The 22,770-nt window shown below is 26.0% G+C and carries 17 protein-coding genes and 3 tRNA genes; 14 read left to right on the top strand and 6 right to left on the bottom strand.

Features of this window, described 5'->3' with window-relative positions:
* Nucleotides 1–104: 104 nt before the first annotated feature.
* Nucleotides 105–1,505, bottom strand: a complete 1,401-nt coding sequence (gene asnS, locus CRV10_RS01315) for an asparagine--tRNA ligase (protein ID WP_136130018.1) — start codon at nt 1,503–1,505, stop codon at nt 105–107.
* A 409-nt stretch (nt 1,506–1,914) separates the two neighbouring features.
* Here asnS and pyrD point away from each other — a divergent pair, with 409 nt between their 5' ends.
* The 4 genes from pyrD to pqiC all read left to right on the top strand — a co-directional run bounded on the left by pyrD (nt 1,915) and on the right by pqiC (nt 6,579).
* The gene (gene pyrD, locus CRV10_RS01310) at nt 1,915–2,925 is read left to right on the top strand and encodes a quinone-dependent dihydroorotate dehydrogenase (protein ID WP_136130017.1); all 1,011 of its coding nucleotides are present in this window, start codon (nt 1,915–1,917) and stop codon (nt 2,923–2,925) included.
* Nucleotides 2,926–3,109: 184 nt separating this feature from the next.
* The gene (locus CRV10_RS01305) at nt 3,110–4,354 is read left to right on the top strand and encodes a PqiA/YebS family transporter subunit (protein ID WP_422386879.1); all 1,245 of its coding nucleotides are present in this window, start codon (nt 3,110–3,112) and stop codon (nt 4,352–4,354) included.
* Nucleotides 4,355–4,360: 6 nt separating this feature from the next.
* Nucleotides 4,361–6,004 carry an intermembrane transport protein PqiB gene (gene pqiB, locus CRV10_RS01300; RefSeq protein WP_136130015.1) on the top strand — a complete coding sequence of 548 codons (1,644 nt, stop codon included), beginning with the start codon at nt 4,361–4,363 and terminating at the stop codon, nt 6,002–6,004.
* Complete coding sequence (gene pqiC, locus CRV10_RS01295; RefSeq protein ID WP_136130014.1) at nt 6,001–6,579, top strand: membrane integrity-associated transporter subunit PqiC; 579 nt, start codon at nt 6,001–6,003, stop codon at nt 6,577–6,579. Before pqiB ends, pqiC begins: the two co-directional genes overlap by 4 nt.
* A 70-nt stretch (nt 6,580–6,649) precedes the next feature.
* On the opposite strand, the gene CRV10_RS01290 is transcribed toward pqiC, so the two are convergent.
* From CRV10_RS01290 to CRV10_RS01280, 3 genes are all read right to left on the bottom strand, one after another.
* Nucleotides 6,650–8,380: an AAA family ATPase gene (locus tag CRV10_RS01290; protein ID WP_241971804.1), complete on the bottom strand. Its 1,731-nt coding sequence runs from the start codon at nt 8,378–8,380 to the stop codon at nt 6,650–6,652.
* Nucleotides 8,381–8,596: 216 nt separating this feature from the next.
* On the bottom strand, nt 8,597–9,691 hold the full coding sequence (ompA, locus tag CRV10_RS01285) for a porin OmpA (RefSeq protein WP_136130012.1): 1,095 nt from the start codon (nt 9,689–9,691) through the stop codon (nt 8,597–8,599).
* 581 nt (nt 9,692–10,272) lie between these two features.
* Entirely contained in the window at nt 10,273–10,599 is a 327-nt protein-coding gene (locus tag CRV10_RS01280) for a TusE/DsrC/DsvC family sulfur relay protein (protein ID WP_136130011.1), read from the bottom strand.
* A 177-nt stretch (nt 10,600–10,776) separates the two neighbouring features.
* Between CRV10_RS01280 and CRV10_RS01275 the strand changes: the two genes are divergently transcribed.
* The 5 genes from CRV10_RS01275 to trhO all read left to right on the top strand — a co-directional run bounded on the left by CRV10_RS01275 (nt 10,777) and on the right by trhO (nt 12,954).
* Nucleotides 10,777–10,861, top strand: a tRNA-Ser gene (locus tag CRV10_RS01275).
* Between the two features lie 153 nt (nt 10,862–11,014).
* Entirely contained in the window at nt 11,015–11,590 is a 576-nt protein-coding gene (gene pgsA, locus CRV10_RS01270; protein ID WP_241971803.1) for a CDP-diacylglycerol--glycerol-3-phosphate 3-phosphatidyltransferase, read from the top strand.
* Between the two features lie 129 nt (nt 11,591–11,719).
* A tRNA-Cys gene (locus CRV10_RS01265) sits at nt 11,720–11,793 on the top strand.
* 5 nt (nt 11,794–11,798) lie between these two features.
* Nucleotides 11,799–11,885, top strand: a tRNA-Leu gene (locus tag CRV10_RS01260).
* A gap of 115 nt (nt 11,886–12,000) precedes the next feature.
* Nucleotides 12,001–12,954, top strand: a complete 954-nt coding sequence (trhO, locus tag CRV10_RS01255; RefSeq protein ID WP_136130010.1) for an oxygen-dependent tRNA uridine(34) hydroxylase TrhO — start codon at nt 12,001–12,003, stop codon at nt 12,952–12,954.
* Nucleotides 12,955–13,038: 84 nt separating this feature from the next.
* Here trhO and pyrC read toward each other — a convergent pair whose 3' ends face one another.
* Entirely contained in the window at nt 13,039–14,085 is a 1,047-nt protein-coding gene (gene pyrC, locus CRV10_RS01250) for a dihydroorotase (protein ID WP_136130009.1), read from the bottom strand.
* A 332-nt stretch (nt 14,086–14,417) separates the two neighbouring features.
* On the opposite strand from pyrC, the gene murJ reads away from it, so the two are divergent.
* Complete coding sequence (gene murJ, locus CRV10_RS01245) at nt 14,418–15,968, top strand: murein biosynthesis integral membrane protein MurJ (protein ID WP_136130008.1); 1,551 nt, start codon at nt 14,418–14,420, stop codon at nt 15,966–15,968.
* 380 nt (nt 15,969–16,348) lie between these two features.
* Here the strand turns inward: murJ and rne are convergent, their stop codons facing one another.
* Nucleotides 16,349–18,715, bottom strand: a complete 2,367-nt coding sequence (rne, locus tag CRV10_RS01240) for a ribonuclease E (protein ID WP_136130007.1) — start codon at nt 18,713–18,715, stop codon at nt 16,349–16,351.
* Between the two features lie 454 nt (nt 18,716–19,169).
* Between rne and rluC the strand changes: the two genes are divergently transcribed.
* The 4 genes from rluC (at nt 19,170) to fabD (ending at nt 22,756) form a co-directional block, all read left to right on the top strand.
* The gene (gene rluC / locus CRV10_RS01235; RefSeq protein ID WP_136130006.1) at nt 19,170–20,132 is read left to right on the top strand and encodes a 23S rRNA pseudouridine(955/2504/2580) synthase RluC; all 963 of its coding nucleotides are present in this window, start codon (nt 19,170–19,172) and stop codon (nt 20,130–20,132) included.
* Between the two features lie 249 nt (nt 20,133–20,381).
* Complete coding sequence (rpmF, locus tag CRV10_RS01230) at nt 20,382–20,567, top strand: 50S ribosomal protein L32 (protein WP_136130005.1); 186 nt, start codon at nt 20,382–20,384, stop codon at nt 20,565–20,567.
* 282 nt (nt 20,568–20,849) lie between these two features.
* Nucleotides 20,850–21,806, top strand: coding sequence for a beta-ketoacyl-ACP synthase III (locus CRV10_RS01225; RefSeq protein ID WP_136130004.1), 957 nt, complete (start codon nt 20,850–20,852; stop codon nt 21,804–21,806).
* Between the two features lie 17 nt (nt 21,807–21,823).
* Nucleotides 21,824–22,756, top strand: coding sequence for an ACP S-malonyltransferase (gene fabD / locus CRV10_RS01220; protein ID WP_136130003.1), 933 nt, complete (start codon nt 21,824–21,826; stop codon nt 22,754–22,756).
* Nucleotides 22,757–22,770 lie beyond the last annotated feature (14 nt).

The following is a 22,770-nucleotide window of genomic DNA, read 5'->3' as shown; positions in this document are numbered from 1 at the left end:
ATTGTAATTAATTTAGTAAAATTCAAAAAACAATATGCTATCAAGATTTTTGTTTTCTTAGAAATTTTAATTTTATATATGATATATTGACCTACTATTTTTTATTAAAAATTTGCATTACGCGGAGTACGAGGAAATGGAACTACATCTCTAATATTCTGAACACCAGTAACAAACGAAATTAAGCGTTCAAATCCTAATCCAAAACCTGAATGAGGAACCGTACCATAACGCCGTAAATCACAATACCACCAGTAATCTTGTTTTTTTAATCCTAGTTCTTTAAGCCTAATATTTAATACTTCAATACGTTCTTCACGCTGAGAACCACCAATTAACTCACCTAGTCCTGGTACTAATACATCCATTGAAGCAACAGTTTTACCATCTTTATTTAAGCGCATATAAAAAGCCTTAACTTCTTTTGGATAATTTTTAACTATTACTGGTATTTTAAAATATTCTTCTACTAAGTAACGTTCATGTTCAGAAGACATATCCATTCCCCAATGAACATTATTGTCGAATATTTTTTTAGAATTTATTAAAAGATTAATAGCTTCATTATAATTTATATCTGCAAACTTAACAGTAAGAAAGTATTCTAAACGTTTAATGATATTTTTATTAATACGTTCAGCAAAAAATTCCATATCTTCTTTGCGTTCTTTGAGAACTATGTTAAACACGTATTTTAGCATTGATTCAGCTAATACAGCAATGTCATCTAATGTTGCAAATGCTAGTTCTGGTTCCAACATCCAAAATTCAGATAAATGACGACTAGTATTAGAATTTTCAGCACGAAACGTAGGACCAAAAGTATATACTTTTGATAAAGCACTGGCATAAGCCTCGGCATTTAATTGACCAGAAACAGTCAAAAAAGTTTCCTTTCCAAAAAAATCTTTATTGAAATCAATGTTTCCTTCCTTATTATGTGGTGGTTCTTCCATATCTAAAGTAGACACACGAAACATCTTTCCAGCACCTTCAGTATCAGATGATGTAATAATTGGAGTAGGTATCCAGAAATATCCTTTTTCATTGAAAAATTCATGTAAAGCATGAGCTAATGTATGGCGTACACGAGCTATAGCACCAATTATATTAGTACGAGGACGTAAGTGAGCCATTTCGCGCAAATATTCCATACTATGATTTTTTGCTGCCATAGGATAGCTACTAGATTTTTCTACCCAACCTACTACTTCTAGTTTAGTGGCTTGAATTTCAATTTTTTGACAATCACCGGGAGAATTTACTATAATTCCAGTTATAATAACCGAACATCCAGTTGTCAGATGCAATATTATATCTTTATAATTGTTTAAGGCATCATTAGCAACAACTTGCATATTGTTAAAACAAGAACCATCATAAATCGTAATAAATGAATAACCAGCTTTAGAATCTCTTCTAGTACGTACCCAACCACTTATGGTTACTATATCATTAATTAAAACACGACCATTTAACATATCTGCTATAGATACTAAATTCATAGTAATATCTCTTATTTAATAGATTACTTCGTAATATAGGTTTTATTATTTTTATTCTACGTAATCATATTGATTAAAATTAAAGAATAATCATTTCAATTTATTGAAAGTTTTATTACATATTTTTCAATTATAATCAACGATCAAAATAAATTTATCTATATTTTACAATATTTTGCCTATAAATAAAATAGCATTGGAAAACGCAATTATACTGTAATGATTTTGTTATCATAAATTTAATGAAAAAGTTCATCAAAATATTTTGTTACTTTTAATAAGAAATAATATATCAATAATAAGCACTGCAAATTAAAACATACATTATATCTTAGTAAATGTATTGTAATATTCAAATAATTATTAATAAAAATTATTTCTTATATCAATTAATCTTTTTGGAGTAAATATGATTTACTATATCATTAGATCTATATTATTTAAATTAGACCCAGAACTAACTCATAAATTTATAATTAAAAAATTAAGTATCATAGGTGGAACACCATTAGAAAAACTTTTTCAACAAAGATTAATATCTCGTCCAATAAAATGTATGGGATTAATTTTTAAAAATTCATTAGGTCTTGCTGCTGGTCTCGATAAAAATGCAGAATGTATTGATTTTTTTGGAGCTATGGGATTTGGGTTTATTGAAGTTGGCACTGTGACACCTGTAGCTCAAATTGGTAATAAAAAACCTAGGTTATTTCATTTAATAGAATCAGAAGGTATTATTAATCGCATGGGATTCAATAATCTTGGCGTAGATAATTTAGTTCATAATGTAAAAAAATCTAAATTTAAGGGTGTGATTGGTATTAACATCGGTAAAAATGAAAAAACAGACATTGAACAAAGCAAAGATGACTACTTAATTTGTATAAAAAAAGTATATTCTTATGCTGATTATATTGCTATTAACATTTCCTCTCCAAATACTCCATTACTACGTTCGTTACAATATGGAGAAATACTTGATGATTTGCTGAATTCAGTTAAAAATCAACAAAAAGAACTAGCAAAATCCAATTTAAAATATGTTCCAATAGTTATAAAAATCTCCCCCGATCTTTCAGAAGAAGAAATCATTAAAATTGCAGATAGTTTGCTAAGGTATAAAATTGATGGTGTTATTGCAACTAATACATCAATTAATAGATCTTTAGTTAATAAATTAAAACATGCTGAAGAATTAGGAGGATTAAGTGGAAGACCTTTACAGTTAATTAGTAATAAAGTAATACAATCTTTAGTAAAAGAACTTAAAGGACGTATTCCTATTATTGGAGTAGGTGGTATTGATTCTTTAATTGCTGCTAGAGAGAAAATTGCTATTGGTGCATCTTTAATTCAAATTTATTCTGGTTTAATTTATAAAGGTCCTAATTTAATAAGAAATATTATTAACTATATCTAAATTAAATATTATATTACTTAAACGCTATTAGAAATAATGAAATAAAGAAATAGTAAAAACAAATATTTTAATTACTATTATACCATTAGAAAATTATAACACATTAACTTGGTTTTTCTTTAGCTATTATTTAACTATAATATAAAAATAAATAAAGTTAAGAAAGATTGAAGGTAGAATAGATGTGATAGTAAAAAAAAATGTGGATTACATAATTTGCTCAAAATGTGATTTACTAATGGAATTGTCTTGTTCATTTGTTGGAGAACAAGCAAGTTGTCCTCGCTGTCAATCAGTATTAGTATCAAATTGGTTTGAACCTCATAAAAGACATAATATTTATGCAGCAACTGCTATGTTTTTATTAGTATTATCTAATCTTTTCCCCTTTATAAATATAAAACTTGCTGGCATCAGTAATCAAATTTTGTTGAATCAAATTCCATATATCATTATGGATGACGGTTTTACCATACTAGCAGCATTTTTTATGCTAGTCATACAATTTATTCCTTTGTATTGTATTATTATAATACTTTTACTAGTTAATCCTATAAAAATACCATTTCAATTAAAATTGTTATTAGCCAGATCTCTTTTTCATCTGCGCCATTGGATTATGGTCGAAATTTTTATGATTAGTATTTTTATAAGTTTATTTAAATTAACAAATTATGGTGATATTAATTTACAACCTAGTTTCTGTCCATGGTGTTTATTTTGCATACTACAATTACGTTTATTTCAATGTGTTGATCGTCGTTGGCTATGGGAATCTATCAAACCTATACCTAACTTAATACAAACTCCTATAACAGGTATAAGCGGTTTAATACAGGGTTTACGATGCTGTCCTTGTTGCACTGCTATAGTATCGGTATATCAGGATAAGTGCTTAAGATGTGGAATCATATCTAGTGCACGCTATGAATATAGTTTACAATATACATTAGCTTTATTAATGACTTCATTAATTTTTTATATTCCTGCTAACTTCATGCCAGTTATGATTACTGAAATTTTTGGTTTAGAATACCCTGCCAATATTATAGAAGGAATAATTTTATTATGGAATGAAAGTTATTATGTAATTGCTATATTAATATTTACTTTTAGTATTGTAATACCAATACTAAAATTTTTATCAATCGGTTGGTTATGTTGGCATGCAAGTGGATATGGTAATAATAAATGTAAAACAATGCATTTACTGTATAAAGTGATAAAATTTATAGGTCGTTGGTCTATGATTGATGTATTTGTGATACTGATACTTTCATCCTTATTGAAAATAGGAAAATTAATGAATATTTATCCTACCTCGGGGTTAATATTATTCGCATTAGTCGTGATTTTTACTATGATGGCTGAAATGAACTTTGATCCACGGTTAATTTGGGATCGTAATAATATAAAATCAAGGAACTAATATGTAATGGAAATAAACTATAATTATGCTAAGTTAACCCAAATAAAGAATTTGTCTGCAATATGGATTATTCCTTTATTAACTTTGTTTATTGCCACATGTGTTATGATATATCAGTTGGTTCATTTGGGCCCTGAAATAATATTAATTACTGATAATGGTAGAGGAATCGAAGAAGGAAGAACTATTATTAAATGTCATAATGTTAGTGTTGGTTTAGTAAAAGAAGTGTCAATATCTAAAGATTTAAATCATGTTGAAATAAAAGTTAGATTAAAATCAGGTATGAAATACTTATTACATAAAGATAGTATTTTCTGGATAGTAAAGCCTCAAATGAAACATGAAGGAATTAATGGACTTAGTAATTTATTATCAGGAACGTATATCGTATTATATCCTGGTTCTAAGGATGTTGCACTTAAAAAATACACACTCATGAATGATATACCAACGATATTACCACATGTAAAAGGGACTCGTATTCTTTTAGAAAGTAAAAAATCTGAAAAATTATTTAATGGTGATCCAGTTTTTTTTCATGGATATAAAGTAGGGATTATAGAAAATAGTAAGTTTAATAGTGATACTTACAAAATGACCTATCAATTATTTATTGAAGAACCTTATAACCATTTAGTAAATGACAAAATTTGTTTTTGGAAAAACAGTAGTATTGATGCAGGTTTATCTACTTCTAGCATGCGTATTGAGATTGGATCTATTAATACTTTATTAAATAATAGTATAAGTTTCGATAATACAGTTGGTTGTTTCTCAGGAAAATATATTGCAAATAAAAAATTATTTTATTTATTCGATAATCAGGATAGTATGAAAGAAACAATAAATAAAAATTTTATAAATTATGTATTGCTATTTTCAAGTTCTATTCGTGGTTTGAAAGTTGGTGCACCCGTAGAATTTCGTGGTATTCGTATTGGAACTGTATCAGAAGTGCCTTTTTTAAAAGCAATAACAAAACAAAAGTCAAATTATAATTATTACAATATACCGGTATTAATTCAAATTGAACCTAGACGTTTTTTTGACAAGTTAGGTAAAAATTTCATTTTAGAAAAGTATCTTCATAAAAATAAAAACAATAGAATTTACGCAATATTAAAAAATAATAACTTTATATCTCAATCAACATACATTGATTTAGATTTTAATAATAGCGAATCAATGATAAATAAAACAGAAACAGTATTAGGCTATAAAACTATTCCTACTATAAGCAGTAATTTTAATGATATACAACAAAAAATTATATTATTTCTGAATAAAATTGATAAACTACCACTTAGTGGTGTAATTATGAAATCTAATAAGACTCTTAAAGAAGCAGAAAAAATAATCAAAGATTTTTCACTGATTATGGATCAAGTAAATAGAATGTTACAAAATCCAATAACAACACATTTACCTCAAGATATGCATAAAGTATTAATTAATCTTAATGAAATTATTAAAGAGATACAGCCTGGGTCTTTATTATATGATAAATTAATTAACAATATGCAAATATTAAATCAAGTATTAAATGAACTTAAATTAATAATTAAAACTCTTAACATTAGTAGTAATGCCTTAATATATAAACCTAAGCTAGAAAAAGATCCCGAACCAAAAAGGATACAAAGGTGAAAAAAAAAGTAATAATACTTATTACAATGTTATTAACTTCATGTAATAGCTCAATACAAAAAACTTACTATCATTTACCTTTAGAAATAAACGCAAAAATTTTTAATAAACCACTTCAACATTCTACTATTTGGCTTCAACAAATTTTAATACCAGATTATCTTTCAGGTAGTGGCTTAGTTTATCAAACTAACGATGTAGAATATGTTATTACTAATAATAATTTATGGGTTAATCCTTTAGTACAACAATTAACTCAGACTATGGTATGTAGCTTAAATAAAAAACTTCCTGAATGGTTTATATCTGATTTACCATTATTTAGGACAAAAAAAAATAGATTAAATATTGTGATAAAAAAATTCCAAGGAAGATATGATGGTAAAGCAATAATTAGTGGTGAATGGATACTAAAATATCAAAATTACTTTATTAAACGTGATTTTAATTTTATCTTAACACAAAAAAAAGATGGTTATGATGAGCTTGTTAAAACTTTAGCTTTAGGTTGGCAAAAAGTATCACAACAAATATCAGAAGAAGTAGTCAAACTCAATGACAATAAGTTAAAATAAAAATATTTATTTTTATATTTCACAAGCATATGTAGTAATTTGGTAAATTAAAATAATATTTTATTCTTCGCTATTTATAAAACCACTTAAGCCAACTAAATTGACTTGAATCTGGTGTCGTATTATAATTACTTATTCTTTTTTGAATAGTATGAAGAAGACAATTTTCTTGATCTTCTTTATTTTTCCAGAATTTACCTGTGAGTAAGTAAACAGCTTCATTAATATTTGTTACCGTCCAAATATGAAAGTTATTTTGCTTAACTGATTTTACCACTTCTTGATTAAGACTTAAATGACTAGTATTTTGAATTGGTATAATTACACCTTGTTTACCTGTAAGGTTGTGCATACAGCAAACATCAAAAAAAGATTCGATCTTTTCATTTATAGAACCAACTGGTTGGACATTACCTAGTTGATCTATAGATCCGGTAACTGCTATTTGTTGATTAATAGGATATTCTGATAATGCACTGATCAATACACAAATTCCTGCTAATGAAGCACTATCTCCATCAATTTCAGAATATGATTGTTCTAATACTAATGATGCAACGAAAGGTAGCTGTATTTTTAATTGAGCCATTAGATATGATTGTATGATCATCATGCTTTTTACATATATATTACCACCTAATTTAGCATCACCTTCTATATCAACTAGTTCGTTATTACCAGGATAAACTACGCATGTAATCCTAGAAGGAACACCTATAATACGAGGATGACCAGGATAATCAATAACTGATAATCCATTAATTTGTCCTATAACTTCTCCTTCAGTTGCAGTAAGATTTTGTCTTAAATTATTCATTATTGTTTCTTTAAGATAATTTTCTCTCCATAGACGTACCTTTAAAACATTGTGTAATGCTTGACCATCTAATAATTTATCCATAATCAATACAGATTCACGAATGTGACGAATCAACCATCTTGGACATAATGGTAGTATTTCTTTATCATTAGTAAAACGAACACCTTCTTTAATCAATTCTGGCCAAAAGGTTTCCTCTGGTATAGGTAATTTATGTTTTTCTGCTAAATATATAGTCCATCTACACCAATTTAACATATCATCTTCATTGAGTATTGTTATTTCTTCTTCAAATTCAGTATAAATAGCCATTTTATATGATTCTGAATCTATTATTTGAAAATTTTGTAATGATTCTAGATCTCCGCATAAAATCAAATTTAATTTTAATGGGATTGGAGGGATCAATATAGGTAAAGGAAGTTTTTTATTTTGAGGAGGTAATTCAATATATCCTTGTTCAATTGATTTCTTTAAATAAAACCAAATTTTGGGTTGTAGTAAAATAGATTTTAAAGAAAGGACCAATGTACCACCATTAGCTTGATGAATTAAACCAGGTTCAAGATGAATTTTATTTTTGTATATACATGAATATCCAAATAATAAATTTTTTTCAATCCAATCAGTAAAATAAACCTTACCTTGACTGGTAAAAGAATGTTGTGTATCCGAAGGAGGTTTTAATATAACTGTGTCATTAGTTATTTGGTAATTTCCACCAAATAGTGAAGATGAAGGAACAATGATATTTTGAGCTATTTGTGCAATGAGTTTAAGATAATCATAGTTTTCACTACTACAAACCAATAAAATAGGAACACCTTGTTTTTGATGACATAAGTGTGCTATACCATTAATTAATCTAGGTTGTACTCTTTCTATAGGATCAACAGCATGTTCTCTAATTTTTGAGAAGACAGATTTATATTGTAAAATATCTGGCTGTAAATCTTTCCATGTAAGTTGTTTATGATTCAAAATATTAGTACTTTTTATAGTTAAAAACACATTTTACTATTTTAAAATAATAACATCAAAACATTTTCTGCATTATATTGTTAATTGTTATTAACTTAATATGATATGTATCATAAAGCTTCCTCTTCCTAAAAACAGGAAGAGGATCGTTATTATATTTATATGATATTTGCTATATTTTAATATAGCTGCTTATCTGTTTACTAATAATTAATATTATAATTTTGAAGTTAATTTTTTAAAGTAACTACTAACAGTATTTACATTTTTAATCTTTATTTCTACTCTACGATCTGGAGCTAAACATTTAATTAAAGCTTTATGATTTTTAATTTTATTACAATGATCTTTGGCAATGGAGCAAGACATACCCATATCAATTACAGACATATTAGAAGATGGAATGCCTTTATTTACTAAATAATTAAAAACAGTTTGTGCTCGTTTTTTAGACAATTCTTGATTATATTTTATAGAACCAATTCTATCTGTAAATCCTAAAATTATAAAAGTAGTGTTTTGATCTAGTGTTTTTAATGTATTACATAAATCATCTAGAGTTTTTTTACCTTCACTTTTTAAAGTAAACTTATCAAAGTTAAATAAAATATCTGTTTTTAAATCAAAATGTTTATGACCACTAATTAAAGATACCAATTGAGGATAGATTTTAGGAAATATTTTTCCAGAAAAACGTCTTTGACCAAATGTATAAGATAAACCTAAAGTTAATGATCCATTTTTAGGATTTGAACCTACAATATATTTATCACCCAAAGAATTAACAAATTGGTAATCTAGTAGTAATGAAACATCTCTAGCCATAGCATATTCAACACCGGCTGCTATAAAAGGAGAAAAACCTGCATCTTCATCTGACATTGAATTGTTATTACGTTTTGTATACTGATGTGCACGTGCATGCCATATCATCCCTCCAATTCTAGTATATACATTTAGAGTATTATAAACAGGATAACTTAATTTTGCACTTAACTGTAGATCAGCTGGTTTAAAATTACCAAAAACATTTTCCCCTGAATACTTTACATTACCTAATAAATCAAAGCCAAATTCACAATCTAAGTATGGTTTTAATTGATAGCCAAAAAATAAATTTTTGGTATATGAACGTGTATAAGTAATGCCATCATTTTTTGCATATGTATAATCATGTTCACCTGTATTAAAATATTTTGAAATCCCCAGTTTACCACCGATATACCAATTATTTTTTTGAGGCATTGCTTGTATTACAAAAGTTGAAAAACCAATGAGTAAAACTGCAGTTGCAGTAACTATCTTTTTCATTTTATACCTCGTTATAAAAATGAAGAAGTTAATTCTTATAATTTTAATTAAAAGTATAAAGATATATAATTGACGATATGTTATTGAATGAATAAACTTATTTTTTCTATTATTTGTGTTAATTAGTTAATCATGTTTATCTAAGATTACAAATTAACTGTAAGAAAAAAAATTTTGTATTTTAAGAATTTTTTTATCTTTTAATAAATACAACTGAAAATTTAGCATAATTTATAATTATTTACAAACAATTTAGGGAATATATTACATGCTATAAATTATGTAAACAGTTTACATAATTTAATCTTTAAACATTAGTAAATTTTATTTAAAATATTTAAAATTAAAAAAATAATATATTGTTTTAATGTAACGTTATATATTTTGAACCTATTTAATTAAGTAACAGTTAATTGTGTAACATAATTCAATGAAAATTTACATCACAAAAAATACTAATATACTTAAAATAAAAAACGTAATGTACAGTATTAACATTGGTAGTAAACAGCTCCTTTATTTTTTATAGGTCATTTTATTTATACTTAATTATATTGACAAAAAGTTATATTAAATTTATGTTAAAGACATTTACTAGGTTTAGGAATTCCAGCTATTTTAGATGCTTGTTTTATAATTCCTTCTGGAAATAATTTAACTAAATAAATACTATTTCCTTTTTCTCTACCATATTTATCAGCTGTAGCTCTTACTAACATACGTGTTGTAGGTGAAATTCTATATTGTAAATAAAAAGATCTCATTAAATACACTATATTCCAACGTTCTTTATTCATAAGAATATTTTCTTTTTCAGCAATTTGTATTGCTATACTTTCATTCCATTCATCAATATTTTTTAAATATCCTTCAAAATCAAATTCAATATTTTTATTATTAAGTTTCATTAATTATCCTTATTCATTAAATTATTAAAAAATCAGGTATAAAAATTATTACTAATAATTTATTGTATAAAATCAAATTTTTTATTTTATAATGTTATTGATATTCAATACACAAATATAATTATATCTGTAGTTTCTTTACATTGATAATAAAAATATTTATAATAATCCTATTATGGAGGAGTGGCCGAGTGGTTTAAGGCAACGGTCTTGAAAACCGTCGATAGGAAACTATCCGTGAGTTCGAATCTCTCCTCCTCCGTATATTTATTTTTTATAATATATATTGAATAATTGATGTGTTACACAAAAAAAGGCAACTTGAGTCTTATAAGTTATATATCATATCATAAATTTCCCCTGGTTCGAGTTAGTTTTTACAAGGATATTAGAAAACTAAAAATGAATAATTAAAATGAAGTATCGTTATATTTATAATATGATAACAAATATCAGTTTTCCTACGTTGCTAACACTACTACGTTGCTTATTAATACCTTTTTTCATAATATTTTTTTATCTACCTTTTGATAAGGCATCAAGTATAAGCGCTTTAATTTTTATTATTGCTGCAATAACAGATTGGTTTGATGGGTTGCTTGCACGCAGATGGAAGCAAATTACTAAATTTGGTACTTTCTTAGATCCAATTGCTGATAAATTAATGGTAACAGTAGGATTAGTTTTAGTATCTGAATATTTTCATACTTGTTGGATCACAATACCTGCAATAATAATAGTTACAAGGGAAATTATCATTTCTGGATTACGCCAATGGAGTAGTCAAATTAGTAATATTGAAATCATTTCTCCATTGCGCATAAGTAAAATAAAAACTACTGCACAAATGTTGTCTTTAACTATACTTTTATGGCATCCTAATACCATTATAACATATATTGGAATAATAACTTTGTATATAGCATTATTTTTTACATTATGGTCGATGTTTTCTTATTTTAAAATATTTCAATATAATTTATTACAATAAATATTAATTTTATTAATTCTTTATAAGATATAGCATTAAAATTATGGAATTTAACAACTAATGTATTGACTAGTGTAATTAAAATAGTATCATGTTCTTAATATTCGATTAATTTTATAAATAAATTAAGGCGCGTTGGCAGAATGGCGATGCATCGGATTGCAAATCCGGTAATCCCGGTTCAATTCCGGGACGCGCCTCCAATATTGCCCAGGTGGTGAAATTGGTATACACAAGGGACTTAAAATCCCTCGGCTTCATTGCTATGCGGGTTCAAATCCCGCCCTGGGCACCAATATGCAAAATTTTTTTATAATTTAGTCAACTATAGTTTATTCATTTTTTGAACATTGTTATATTTTATATATATCTATATTTTACACAATTAGGTCTAATTTAGGATTAAAACTGTGACAGTGTTGCATAATATCATTTCCAATAAGGAACTAAAAAATAGATTTTTTTCTAAACATCATTCACGTATAACAGTTTCTTTTTATAAATATTTTTATATAACGGACCCAAAACTTTTTCGTGATAACTTATACTACAACCTTAATAAATTAAAAGTTCTTGGTCGTATTTATGTGTCTCATGAAGGCATTAATGCGCAAGTTAGTATACCTGATCACCTATATAATAATATGCAATATTTTATCTGTAATTTAGATAAGAATTTGAATGATTTATATATGAATGTTGCAGTAGATAACCAGAATGATTCATTTTGGGTGCTTCGTATTAAAGTTCGTGATCGTCTTGTTGCAGATGGTTTAAAAGACAATATTTTGAATATTAGTAACACAGGAATTTACTTAGAAGCAAACGAAGTCAATGAAATGTTAGATGATCCTGAAGTGATATTTGTTGATATGAGAAACAATTATGAATATAAAATTGGACATTTTGAAAAAGCTATAGAAATACCTACAAATACATTTCGTGACCAATTACCTCAATCTACTGAAATATTAAAAAATAAAAAAAATAAAAAAATTGTCCTCTATTGCACGGGAGGTATTAGATGTGAAAAAGCAAGTGCATGGATGATCTATAAAGGATTTAAAAAAGTTTATCAAGTTAGAGGGGGAATTATTAAGTATGTTAATTGTGTACGTGAACAAGGTTTACCAAATAGATTTAAAGGTAAAATTTTTGTTTTTGATGCACGCATGAGTGAAAAGGTTTCTGAAGAAGTATTATCTTTTTGTCATCAATGTGGAGATACTAGTGATAATTACATAAATTGTGCGAATGATCATTGTCACTTGTTACTTATACAATGTGTCAACTGTGTAAAGAAATTTATGAACTGCTGTAGTTTAGTCTGTAAAAATAAGATATTAAATAATTATAATATTTAAATATTAACAATATATTTATATTGTTATCTAAAAATTTAAAAACTAAATAATAGAATACAAATCAAAGTTTGATTTGTATTCACTTTAAATTTTAATACTCCAATCTAATGTTTTTCCTGCAAGAAAAGGTACTATATGATTTGGAAATTTACCAATAGCATCCTCTACTATTGTTTGTTTTCGTATTAAGGTAATCTTATCTTTATTAACAGGTAAATTATAAAAACGTGCTCCGTTTTCAGAACAAAAAGCCTCAAAATACTTAAGTGCATTTAATTCCTCAAATATACTAGCATAAACTGATAATGCTACTGGAGCATTAAAGATACCGGCAAGTCCATGGATATTTTCTTTTTTATTACAAAAATGGGGAGCACTATCTGTACCAAGAAAAAAACTTGAATTGCCAGTTGATATTACCCTTCGTAGTGCTTCCTGATGAACTCTACTTTTTAAAATTGGAAAACAGTAAAAATGAGGATTAATTCCATTGATTAATAAATCATTACGATTTAACATTAAATGATGAGGTGTAATTGTTGCACATGTTCTTTTATCAGAAGACTCAATATATTCTACAGCTTCTTTAGTAGAAATGTGCTCTAAAACCATTTTTATTTTAGGGAATTGTTTTCTTATTGGTTCTATCACCTGATCTATAAAACGTGCTTCACGGTCAAATATATCTACATTAACATCAGTTACTTCACAATGAATTAATAGAGGTATTCCTATTTGTTGAATACGTTCTAATATTTTATTAATAGATCTAATATTTTTAACTCCATAAGATGAATGTATAGTTGAATTCATAGGATATAACTTGACCGCATGAAATATACTTGAAACAAAACCTTTTTCTATTTCGTTTGGATCTAATGATTCTGTTAAATAACATGTCATTAATGGAATAAAGTTATGACAATTTGGGACTAGAGATAAAATTTTTTTTCGATAGTTTATTGCGGATTGAATATCCACTATGGGTGATGCTAAATTTGGCATTATCATAGCTCTACCGTATGTTGAACTTGTATAATGTAAAACCAACTGAAGTAATATATTATCACGAACATGTAAATGCCAATCATCTGGACGTTTTAGAGTAATTTCATTTTGTTTTAATATCACTTATTTTTGCATCCTATATTATTAGTCAAAAAAATTGATTGAAAATAACTGTTTATTTAAATAATAATCATGAAATAATTATTCTGATTTAATTGATTTAATAACTAACTAATAGTGATATGTTAAATAAATCGATCAATATAATTCTATTATATTAATTATAAAACAGAATATTATATAACTAATATAAATAAGTTATTTTTCTCATAGTATTAAATATACAGAATGAAAAATATGATATTATATGTTTATATTAAATTTATTCAAAAAATTAAAAATCTGATTATTAAAATATCTAATTTATATAACCTTTCAAAGATTTATTTTTAATTATGAACCTATTAAAATCCTTAACAACAGTTAGCGCCATAACTTTATTATCTAGAATATTAGGTTTTATAAGAGATCTTATTATTGCACAAATTTTTGGGGCTGGGATGTATACAGATGCCTTTTTTTTAGCTTTTAAATTTCCTAATCTCCTAAGACGTATATTTGCTGAAGGTGCTTTTTCTCAAGCTTTTATTCCAGTTTTTATCGAATACAAGAGTAAAAATAATAATCTTGACAGCAAAGAAGATATAAGATTATTTGTATCTTATATCTCTGGCATATTAATAATAGTTTTAATATGTATTGTTATGTTAACTACAATTATAGCTCCTCAATTGGTTTCAATTATAGCACCAGGATTTGCTAATAAAGATAATATATTTTCTGTTGTAATCTATCTGTTACGTATTATGTTACCGTATATTTTATTAATATCATTGTCATCTTTAGTAAGTGTCTTATTGAATATTTATAATTACTTTTTAATACCAGCTTTTACTCCAATTCTATTTAATCTTAGTTTAATAATATTTACACTATTATCTAAATTATATTTTGATTCATCAATAATATTATTAGGGTGGGGTGTATTATTTGGTGGTTTAATGCAATTATTATTTCAAATACCTTTCTTAAAAAGAATTAAATTGCTGGTTATACCTCGTTTTTCTTTAAAGAAAAGTTATGTTTTATTAGTAATTCGCAGAATGGGACCTGCAATAATTAGTATGTCTGTTAGTCAAATTTCTTCAATCATTAATAATATTTTTTCTTCTTTTCTAACTTTTGGATCTATATCTTGGTTATATTATTCTAATCGACTAGTGGAATTACCCATAGGGGTACTAGGTGTTGCACTTAGTACTATTATTCTACCCTTACTGTCAGAGAGTTTAAGTAATAGAAATTACGATGAGTATTCACGCTTAATGAATTGGGGCTTAAGAATTTGTTTGATGTTATCTCTGCCTAGCAGCGTAGGTCTTATAATACTATCAAAACCAATTGTTATTTCATTATTTCAATATGGTAAATTTAGTAATCTTGATACTCTTATGACACAATATGCATTAATTGCATATGCTATTGGCTTAACAGGTTTAATGACTATTAAGATTTTAGTACTTGGGTTTTACTCTCAAAATGACATGAAAACACCAGTTAAAATAGCAGTTATTACTTTAATAGTAACACAATTAATTAATTTAGCATTTTTTAGTTCACTAGGACATGTGTGTCTATCCTTATCAATTAGTTTATCAGCTATTTTAAATTCATATTTACTTTATTATCAACTACGTAAAAAAAATATATTTAAATTACAAGATGGATGGCTTGAATTTTTAATTCATATTTTCATAGCAACATTAGTGATGGCATTAGTTTTATTAATTATATTATATTTTATACCTTCATGGGAACATGGATTAATGATAGAACGTATACTAAAACTTATAGTAACTTGTTTTATAGGATTAGTAGTATATATATTCGTATTAAAAACATTTGGTTTTAAAATAAGTGATTTTTCTTTTCAATCTAGTAAATAAAAGCCCTTTAAAAACAAACCAAAAAATAGGTTTGTTTTTAAAAATTATTCATTCATTTAATTCGTTGGATTTTGAAATATAACTACATCACGTGCATTGTGATCCTATGATAAAATTTTTATATCAAAATTAAATGAAATTAAATTCAATCATAAAAATTTTTACCAGGCTTTAAATTAATATTGATACCTTTTTTAATTTTTCCCGTTAAATTTGTTCATTAAATGTTAACTTTATTAAAGTAATTTACTATTTATAAAATCATTTTTATTAGCAGAATTATTTTTATATTTTATCAGTAATTAAGATGTCTTTTTCTTTTAATTGAATATTACTATACAAGTAGTATATTTAACATATTATACTCATTTGTTATGATATTATTGGTTATGATTTTTTTTATTTATGATAACATTATAATATATGAGTATTTTATTTGATTGTATGTTATTAGACGTCATTTCTACAGTAGTTAATGTACTATTTGAATATTTAAAATTAAACAAACTTGATTCTTTCAGATAAAAACAAAATTTTGCATTATATAAATATTTTATTAGACTGATATTGTTCTTAATAGTATTATTTTTATTTCTGAAAATATGCCTATAAGTTAAATTATTATCTTCAATGAATTGTATTTTAATATTATTAATTTTTTTACAAATTTCTAGGATCTTCAATTGACTTTTTAAATGAAAATTTAATGATATATTTTTAATTTTAAAAATGTTTTTGATGTTCCTTTTTGATTCTATTTTTATAGAATTTTTCTGGTCATACATTACTTTATTTGATATTAATCTGTGCTTGTTAAGATAATGAAATAATTTGTTTCTTATTATAAAATATTTATTTTTTCTTAAATTTTGTGCAGATAAAATGCCATGATGATATTTATTGATATAGATATCATTTAAATAATTAATATATTGTTGAAAATTATTTTTTTGTAAAAAAAATTTAGTTTTATTAGAATTAATAAAGGATGATTCTTCATTAAGAAAAATGTTTTTTAAATTGCTTACTAAACGACTTAAAAAATTATTATTATTTAAAATTCTTATTTTAGTTATTAAAGATTTAATATTAGTTTTTTTCTTAACTTTAGGATAATCCAATATTATTTGACTAGATAACAGTGAATTATTTGACATAATATTTTTTTTTATAATAGATTCTTCTAGATAACGGCGCTTAATATTATTGTCGTGATCTAAAATAGTTGTTTCATGTAACTTAGGTAAATGATAACTTAGTGTTTTAGTTTCTTCACCTTTTCTGACTCGTAAAACAGAATAGTGTGGACTTTCTAAAGCATTACTAGGAACTATAGCAGCACGTACTCCATTCTGACGTTTTTCTATGGCATTTACTGCATCTCGTTTTTCATTAAGCAAATATGATGCTACTTGTATAGGGACAATAGCATGTACTTCTTTTGTATTATATTTTATAGCTTCTTCTTCAATCAATCTTAAAATAGAAAGGGAAAGTGATTCATTATCACGGATAATACCAGTACCGCTACAACGTGGACAAATATGATGACTAGATTCACCTAATGAAGGACTTATTCTTTGTCTAGACATTTCTAACAACCCAAAACAAGAAATATGATTAATTTGAACACGTGCTCGATCTTGAGATACTTCTTCACGCAACCTATCTTCAATAATTTGTTGATTATCCAATGAATTCATATCAATAAAGTCAATAACAATTAATCCTCCTAAATCACGTAAACGAAGCTGTCTAGCAATTTCTTTTACTGCTTCAAGATTAGTATTTAAGGCAGTGGTTTCAATATCTTTACCTCTAGTAGATCGTGCAGAATTAATATCAATAGCAGTTAGAGCTTCAGTAGTATCTATAATAATAGAACCTCCCGATGGTAAAGATACTTCACGCTGAAAAGCAGATTCTATCTGTGATTCTATTTGATAGTGACTAAATAATGGAATACAGCTATCGTATTTTTTTATTTTATTAACAAAATCTGGTCTTCCAATTTCAATAATATGTTTACATGCTAGTTCTAAAAATTTCTGATCATCAATTACAATTTCACAAATATCTTGACGTAAATAGTCACGAAAAGCACGTACAATTACACTACTTTCTTGATAAATTAAAAAAGGTGCGGGACGATTACTAGATATTTTTTTAATTGTTTCCCAATGTTTAATACGGGAATTTAGATCCCATTTCAATAATTTAACTGATTTACCTAAACCAGCTGTACGAACAATTATGCTCATACCTTTAGGAATTTCTAATGATGCAATTATTTCTTTTAACTCATTGCGATCGTCACCTTCGATGCGACGTGAAATACCTGCAGCACGAGGATTATTAGGCATTAATACTAGATAACATCCAGCTAATGATATAAAAGTTGTTAAAGCTGCTCCTTTATTCCCTCGTTCTTCTTTTGCAACTTGAACTATTAATTCTTGACCTTCAATAAATAAATCTTTAATATTGTTAGCATTACTTATATCATTTTCTGAAAAATAATCTGAAGAAATTTCTTTGATTGGAAGAAAACCGTGACGCTTGGTTCCATAATCAACAAAGACAGCTTCAAGGCTGGGTTCTACACGTATAATTTTACCTTTATAAATATTTGCTTTTTTTTGTTCATGTCTAGAATTTTCAATATCTAAATCATAAAGGCGGTGACCATCAACTAAAGCAATACGTAACTCTTCCTCTTGAGTTGCATTAATTAACATTCTTTTCATTTTAAATTGCTCATTGTTCTTTTAATTAGTTCTTTTAATTAGTTCTTTTAATTAGCTCTTTTAATTAATTATATTAATGAAATAGTTATATTTATTAGATGATGAATCTTGTAATTAAAATGATATGACGTATCATTTTAAATTAGTTAAAATTTAGTATAAATATGATATAACTATATCAATTAAAAAATGGTAAATACATATGTTGAATAAAATGATATAACAAATTAATATTTCAAATAATTTTTAATCTTGCTTTATTCGTTTATATCTTTCGTTTAATAATAAGAAAATAATATTTTTAATTTACCGAGCATTTATTAATTTATTTGTATATTAAATTTTGTATTATTATAAAAACTTATTTGCATATATAATAAAAATTTAATAAAAATATTATATGATGTATTATCAATAATAGAAAAACTATATTAATATAATTAAAAATATTAAAATGACAAAGAATTATTGTAAGTTACAAAATATTACTATAACTGATAAAAATCTAAACCAAAGAATTGATAACTTTTTATATTCAAAATTTAAAAACATACCAAAAAATTTTATATACAGAATATTAAGAAAAGGTCAAGTAAGGGTTAATAAAAAACGTATTAAACCTTTCTATAAATTAGAAATAGGAGATAATATACGTATTCCACCATTTTATTTAGGTAATCAATCTTCTAAACAAATATTTCAAAAAAAAATACATGATATAACTTTTTTAAATAAAATTATCTTATATGAAGATGATTCATTAATAGTGTTAAACAAACCTTCAGGTATAGCCGTACATGGCGGAAGTGGATTAAATTTTGGTGTTATTGAGGGACTAAGAGCATTACGTCCTCGTTCATCATTTCTAGAATTAGTACATAGAATTGATAAGGATACATCTGGATTATTATTAATTGCTAAAAAACGTTCTATGTTAAGGCTATTACATGAACAATTACGTAATAAAAGCATTAAAAAAACTTATTTAACACTAGTGAATGGTATTTGGCCAAAGAGTTTAAATAGAATTAATGTTCCTTTAATAAAAATAAATCCTAGGTATGGTAAATCTATGGTATGTGTTGATATCAACGGAAGACCTTCTGAAACATATTTTACAGTAGAAGAATATTTTCAATCTTCTACACTTATGAAAGCTAATCCAGTTACTGGATATACACACCAAATTCGTGTTCATACATTATATGCTGGTCACCCTATTTTATTCGATAAACGTTATGGTAATAAAAATTTTAATAATAAAGTAATTACAACAGGATTAAATCGATTGTTTCTTCATGCTTTTTCTTTAACTTTAATTCATCCAAAAACTAAAAAATTAATGTATATAGAAGCACCTATAGATGAAATGTTAAAAAAATGTTTAAACAATTTACGTTTTTGTATGAAAAAATAATTCATAATTTCACAAACCATTGTTAATGATTTTTAATTTACTCATAAAATTTATTTTATGAATAACATTAAATTTCATAAAACTTTGCTAATATATAAGTAGTCTACTTAGATGTTTTTTATTAATTTCAGTTTTAAGTTTTTTAATGCTAAATATTATTAATGCTAAATATTACTAGTATAGATTAGAACATATTAGAGTACATGCTATTATATTTAACATAATATAAGTTATAAGGAGATGTCCACTATGGCTGTACAAAAAAATAAACCTACTCGTTCTAAAAGAGGTATGCGTCGTTCACATGATTTTCTTAAAACAAATAAAATTTCAATAGATAAAACTTCTGGTGAAACTCATCTACGCCATCATTTAACTTTAGATGGTTATTATCGTGGTGTTAAACTTATTTTAAAAAAAGAAGACACTAAATAACATTGTAACTAGCCAATAAAATTTTTTATTTCAAAAGAAATTTTTCTAAATTTATAAAATAAGATTAACATGACATATTATTTTAAAAGATTGTTAAGATAATACATTTTAATTTATTGAAAAATAAATGTTCTTAATAAAAGTTAAATTCATTACTAAATTAAAATGTCTTGGTTTGTTTTAATAAACTAATTAATTATTAAAACTAAAATGATGTATTAGGAAATTAATAAAAATAATAAAAACTATGTATTTTATATAGTTAGGAGCAGTTTATTTTCAATGTTTGCCAAAATTATTGGTACTGGTAGCTATTTACCTATCCATATTCGAACAAATCGAGATTTGGAAAAGATGGTAGATACATCAAACGCATGGATTGTTTCCAGGACTGGTATAAAAGAGAGACGTATTGCCTCAAAAAATGAAACCGTCGCGAGCATGGGATTTAATGCTGCTAAACATGCTTTAAGTATGGCTGATATAAATCATAATGAAATTGAACTGATTATTATAGCAACTACTTCTTCTAGTCATGCATTTCCAAGCTCTGCATGTATGATTCAACAAATGTTGGAAATAAAAGATTGTACTGCATTTGATTTAGCTGCAGCTTGCACTGGTTTTATTTATGCTTTAAGTGTAGCTGATCAATTTATAAAAAATGGTAAGATTAAATATGCTTTAGTCATTGGTTCTGATGTTTTAGCAAGTAAACTTAATCCTAATGACCGAAATACCATAATTTTATTTGGTGATGGTGCAGGTGCCGTTATTCTAGCAAAAAGCAATAGACCTGGTATTATTTCTACACATTTACATTCTAATGGATCCTATGCACAGCTATTAACTTTACCATATCAAGGTAGCAATATATTTCAAAATAAACCAGTTTATATTAATATGGCAGGAAATGAAGTTTTTAAAGTTGCAGTGGAAGAATTAACTAGCATTGCTAATGAAACATTAAAAGCTAATAGTTTTAACATAGATATGATAGATTGGTTAATACCTCATCAAGCAAATTTACGTATTATTCTTGCAACTGCAAAAAAAATAGGAATAAACATAGATAAAGTAGTTATTACAATTGATCGTCATGGCAATACTTCTGCTGCTTCAGTGCCAAGTGCATTAGATGAGTCAGTTCGGGACGGTCGTGTTAAAACAGGTCAAATTATTTTATTAGAAGCTTTTGGTAGTGGATTTACATGTGGTTCAGCGTTACTACGTTTCTAAATATTTAGGAGTTAATAATGACTCAACTAGCATTTGTTTTCCCTGGTCAAGGATCACAACATATTGGCATGCTAAAAGACCTTATAGCAAAATATCCTATAGCAAGAGAAACCTTTCAAGAAGCATCTTATACTTTGGGATACGATTTATTAAAATTAGTTCATCAAGGTCCAAATGAAGATTTAAATAAAACATGTAAAACACAACCAGCTATTTTAACTGCTTCTGTTGCCATATATCGTATATGGAAACAACAAGGGGGTAGAACACCTGTATTTATGGCAGGACACAGCTTAGGTGAATATTCTGCATTGGTTTGTGCAGATGTTATAACCTTTCCTGATACTATAAAAGTAGTTGAATTTCGCGGTAAATTAATGCAAGAAATAGTTGAAAATAGAACAAGTGCAATGCATGCTATCATAGGTTTAAATGAAATAAAAATTCAGCAAATATGTGAAGAAACAAAAAAAAATCAAATTGTTTCTATAGCAAGTTTTAATGCAACAGATCAATATGTAATTACAGGTGATAAGGAAGCTGTAGAGCGAGCCAGTATTGCTTGTAAATTAGCAGGAGCAAAATATATTATACCCTTAATAGTTGGTATACCTGCACATTGTGTATTAATGAAATCAGCAGCAATAAAATTAGCAAGTGAATTAGAAAAAATAATATTTAAAATACCTTCTATATCAATAATTAATAATGTTGATGTTAAAATAGAATACGATATAAGTGAAATTCGAAGCGCTTTAGTTCGTCAAATGTACAGTCCAGTTCGTTGGTCAGAAATCATCAAATCAATGGCTAAACAACGTATTACTATATTATTAGAAATTGGTCCTGGTAAAGTACTAAGTAATTTAACTAAACGTATTTCAAGCAATTTAACATCTATATCAATAAATAATAGTCACGCTTTATCAATAGCTTTAGATAATATATAGATAATATGAATAAA

The sequence above is a fragment of the Candidatus Pantoea edessiphila genome, assembly GCF_002933355.1.
In the GTDB taxonomy this organism is placed as follows: domain Bacteria; phylum Pseudomonadota; class Gammaproteobacteria; order Enterobacterales; family Enterobacteriaceae; genus Pantoea_C; species Pantoea_C edessiphila.
The sequence above is the reverse complement of the archived record's forward strand: the minus strand, read 5'-3'. Positions and strand labels throughout refer to the sequence as shown.

Coding starts and splice junctions, on each gene's coding strand:
- CRV10_RS01280 (WP_136130011.1), bottom strand. CDS start 10,599: ATGAAACTTAATAATAAAAATATTGAATTTGATTTTGAAGGATATTTA.
- pyrD (WP_136130017.1), top strand. CDS start 1,915: ATGATTTACTATATCATTAGATCTATATTATTTAAATTAGACCCAGAA.
- rpmF (WP_136130005.1), top strand. CDS start 20,382: ATGGCTGTACAAAAAAATAAACCTACTCGTTCTAAAAGAGGTATGCGT.
- rluC (WP_136130006.1), top strand. CDS start 19,170: ATGACAAAGAATTATTGTAAGTTACAAAATATTACTATAACTGATAAA.
- pgsA (WP_241971803.1), top strand. CDS start 11,015: ATGAAGTATCGTTATATTTATAATATGATAACAAATATCAGTTTTCCT.
- pqiB (WP_136130015.1), top strand. CDS start 4,361: ATGGAAATAAACTATAATTATGCTAAGTTAACCCAAATAAAGAATTTG.
- fabD (WP_136130003.1), top strand. CDS start 21,824: ATGACTCAACTAGCATTTGTTTTCCCTGGTCAAGGATCACAACATATT.
- CRV10_RS01225 (WP_136130004.1), top strand. CDS start 20,850: ATGTTTGCCAAAATTATTGGTACTGGTAGCTATTTACCTATCCATATT.
- asnS (WP_136130018.1), bottom strand. CDS start 1,505: ATGAATTTAGTATCTATAGCAGATATGTTAAATGGTCGTGTTTTAATT.
- murJ (WP_136130008.1), top strand. CDS start 14,418: ATGAACCTATTAAAATCCTTAACAACAGTTAGCGCCATAACTTTATTA.
- ompA (WP_136130012.1), bottom strand. CDS start 9,691: ATGAAAAAGATAGTTACTGCAACTGCAGTTTTACTCATTGGTTTTTCA.
- rne (WP_136130007.1), bottom strand. CDS start 18,715: ATGAAAAGAATGTTAATTAATGCAACTCAAGAGGAAGAGTTACGTATT.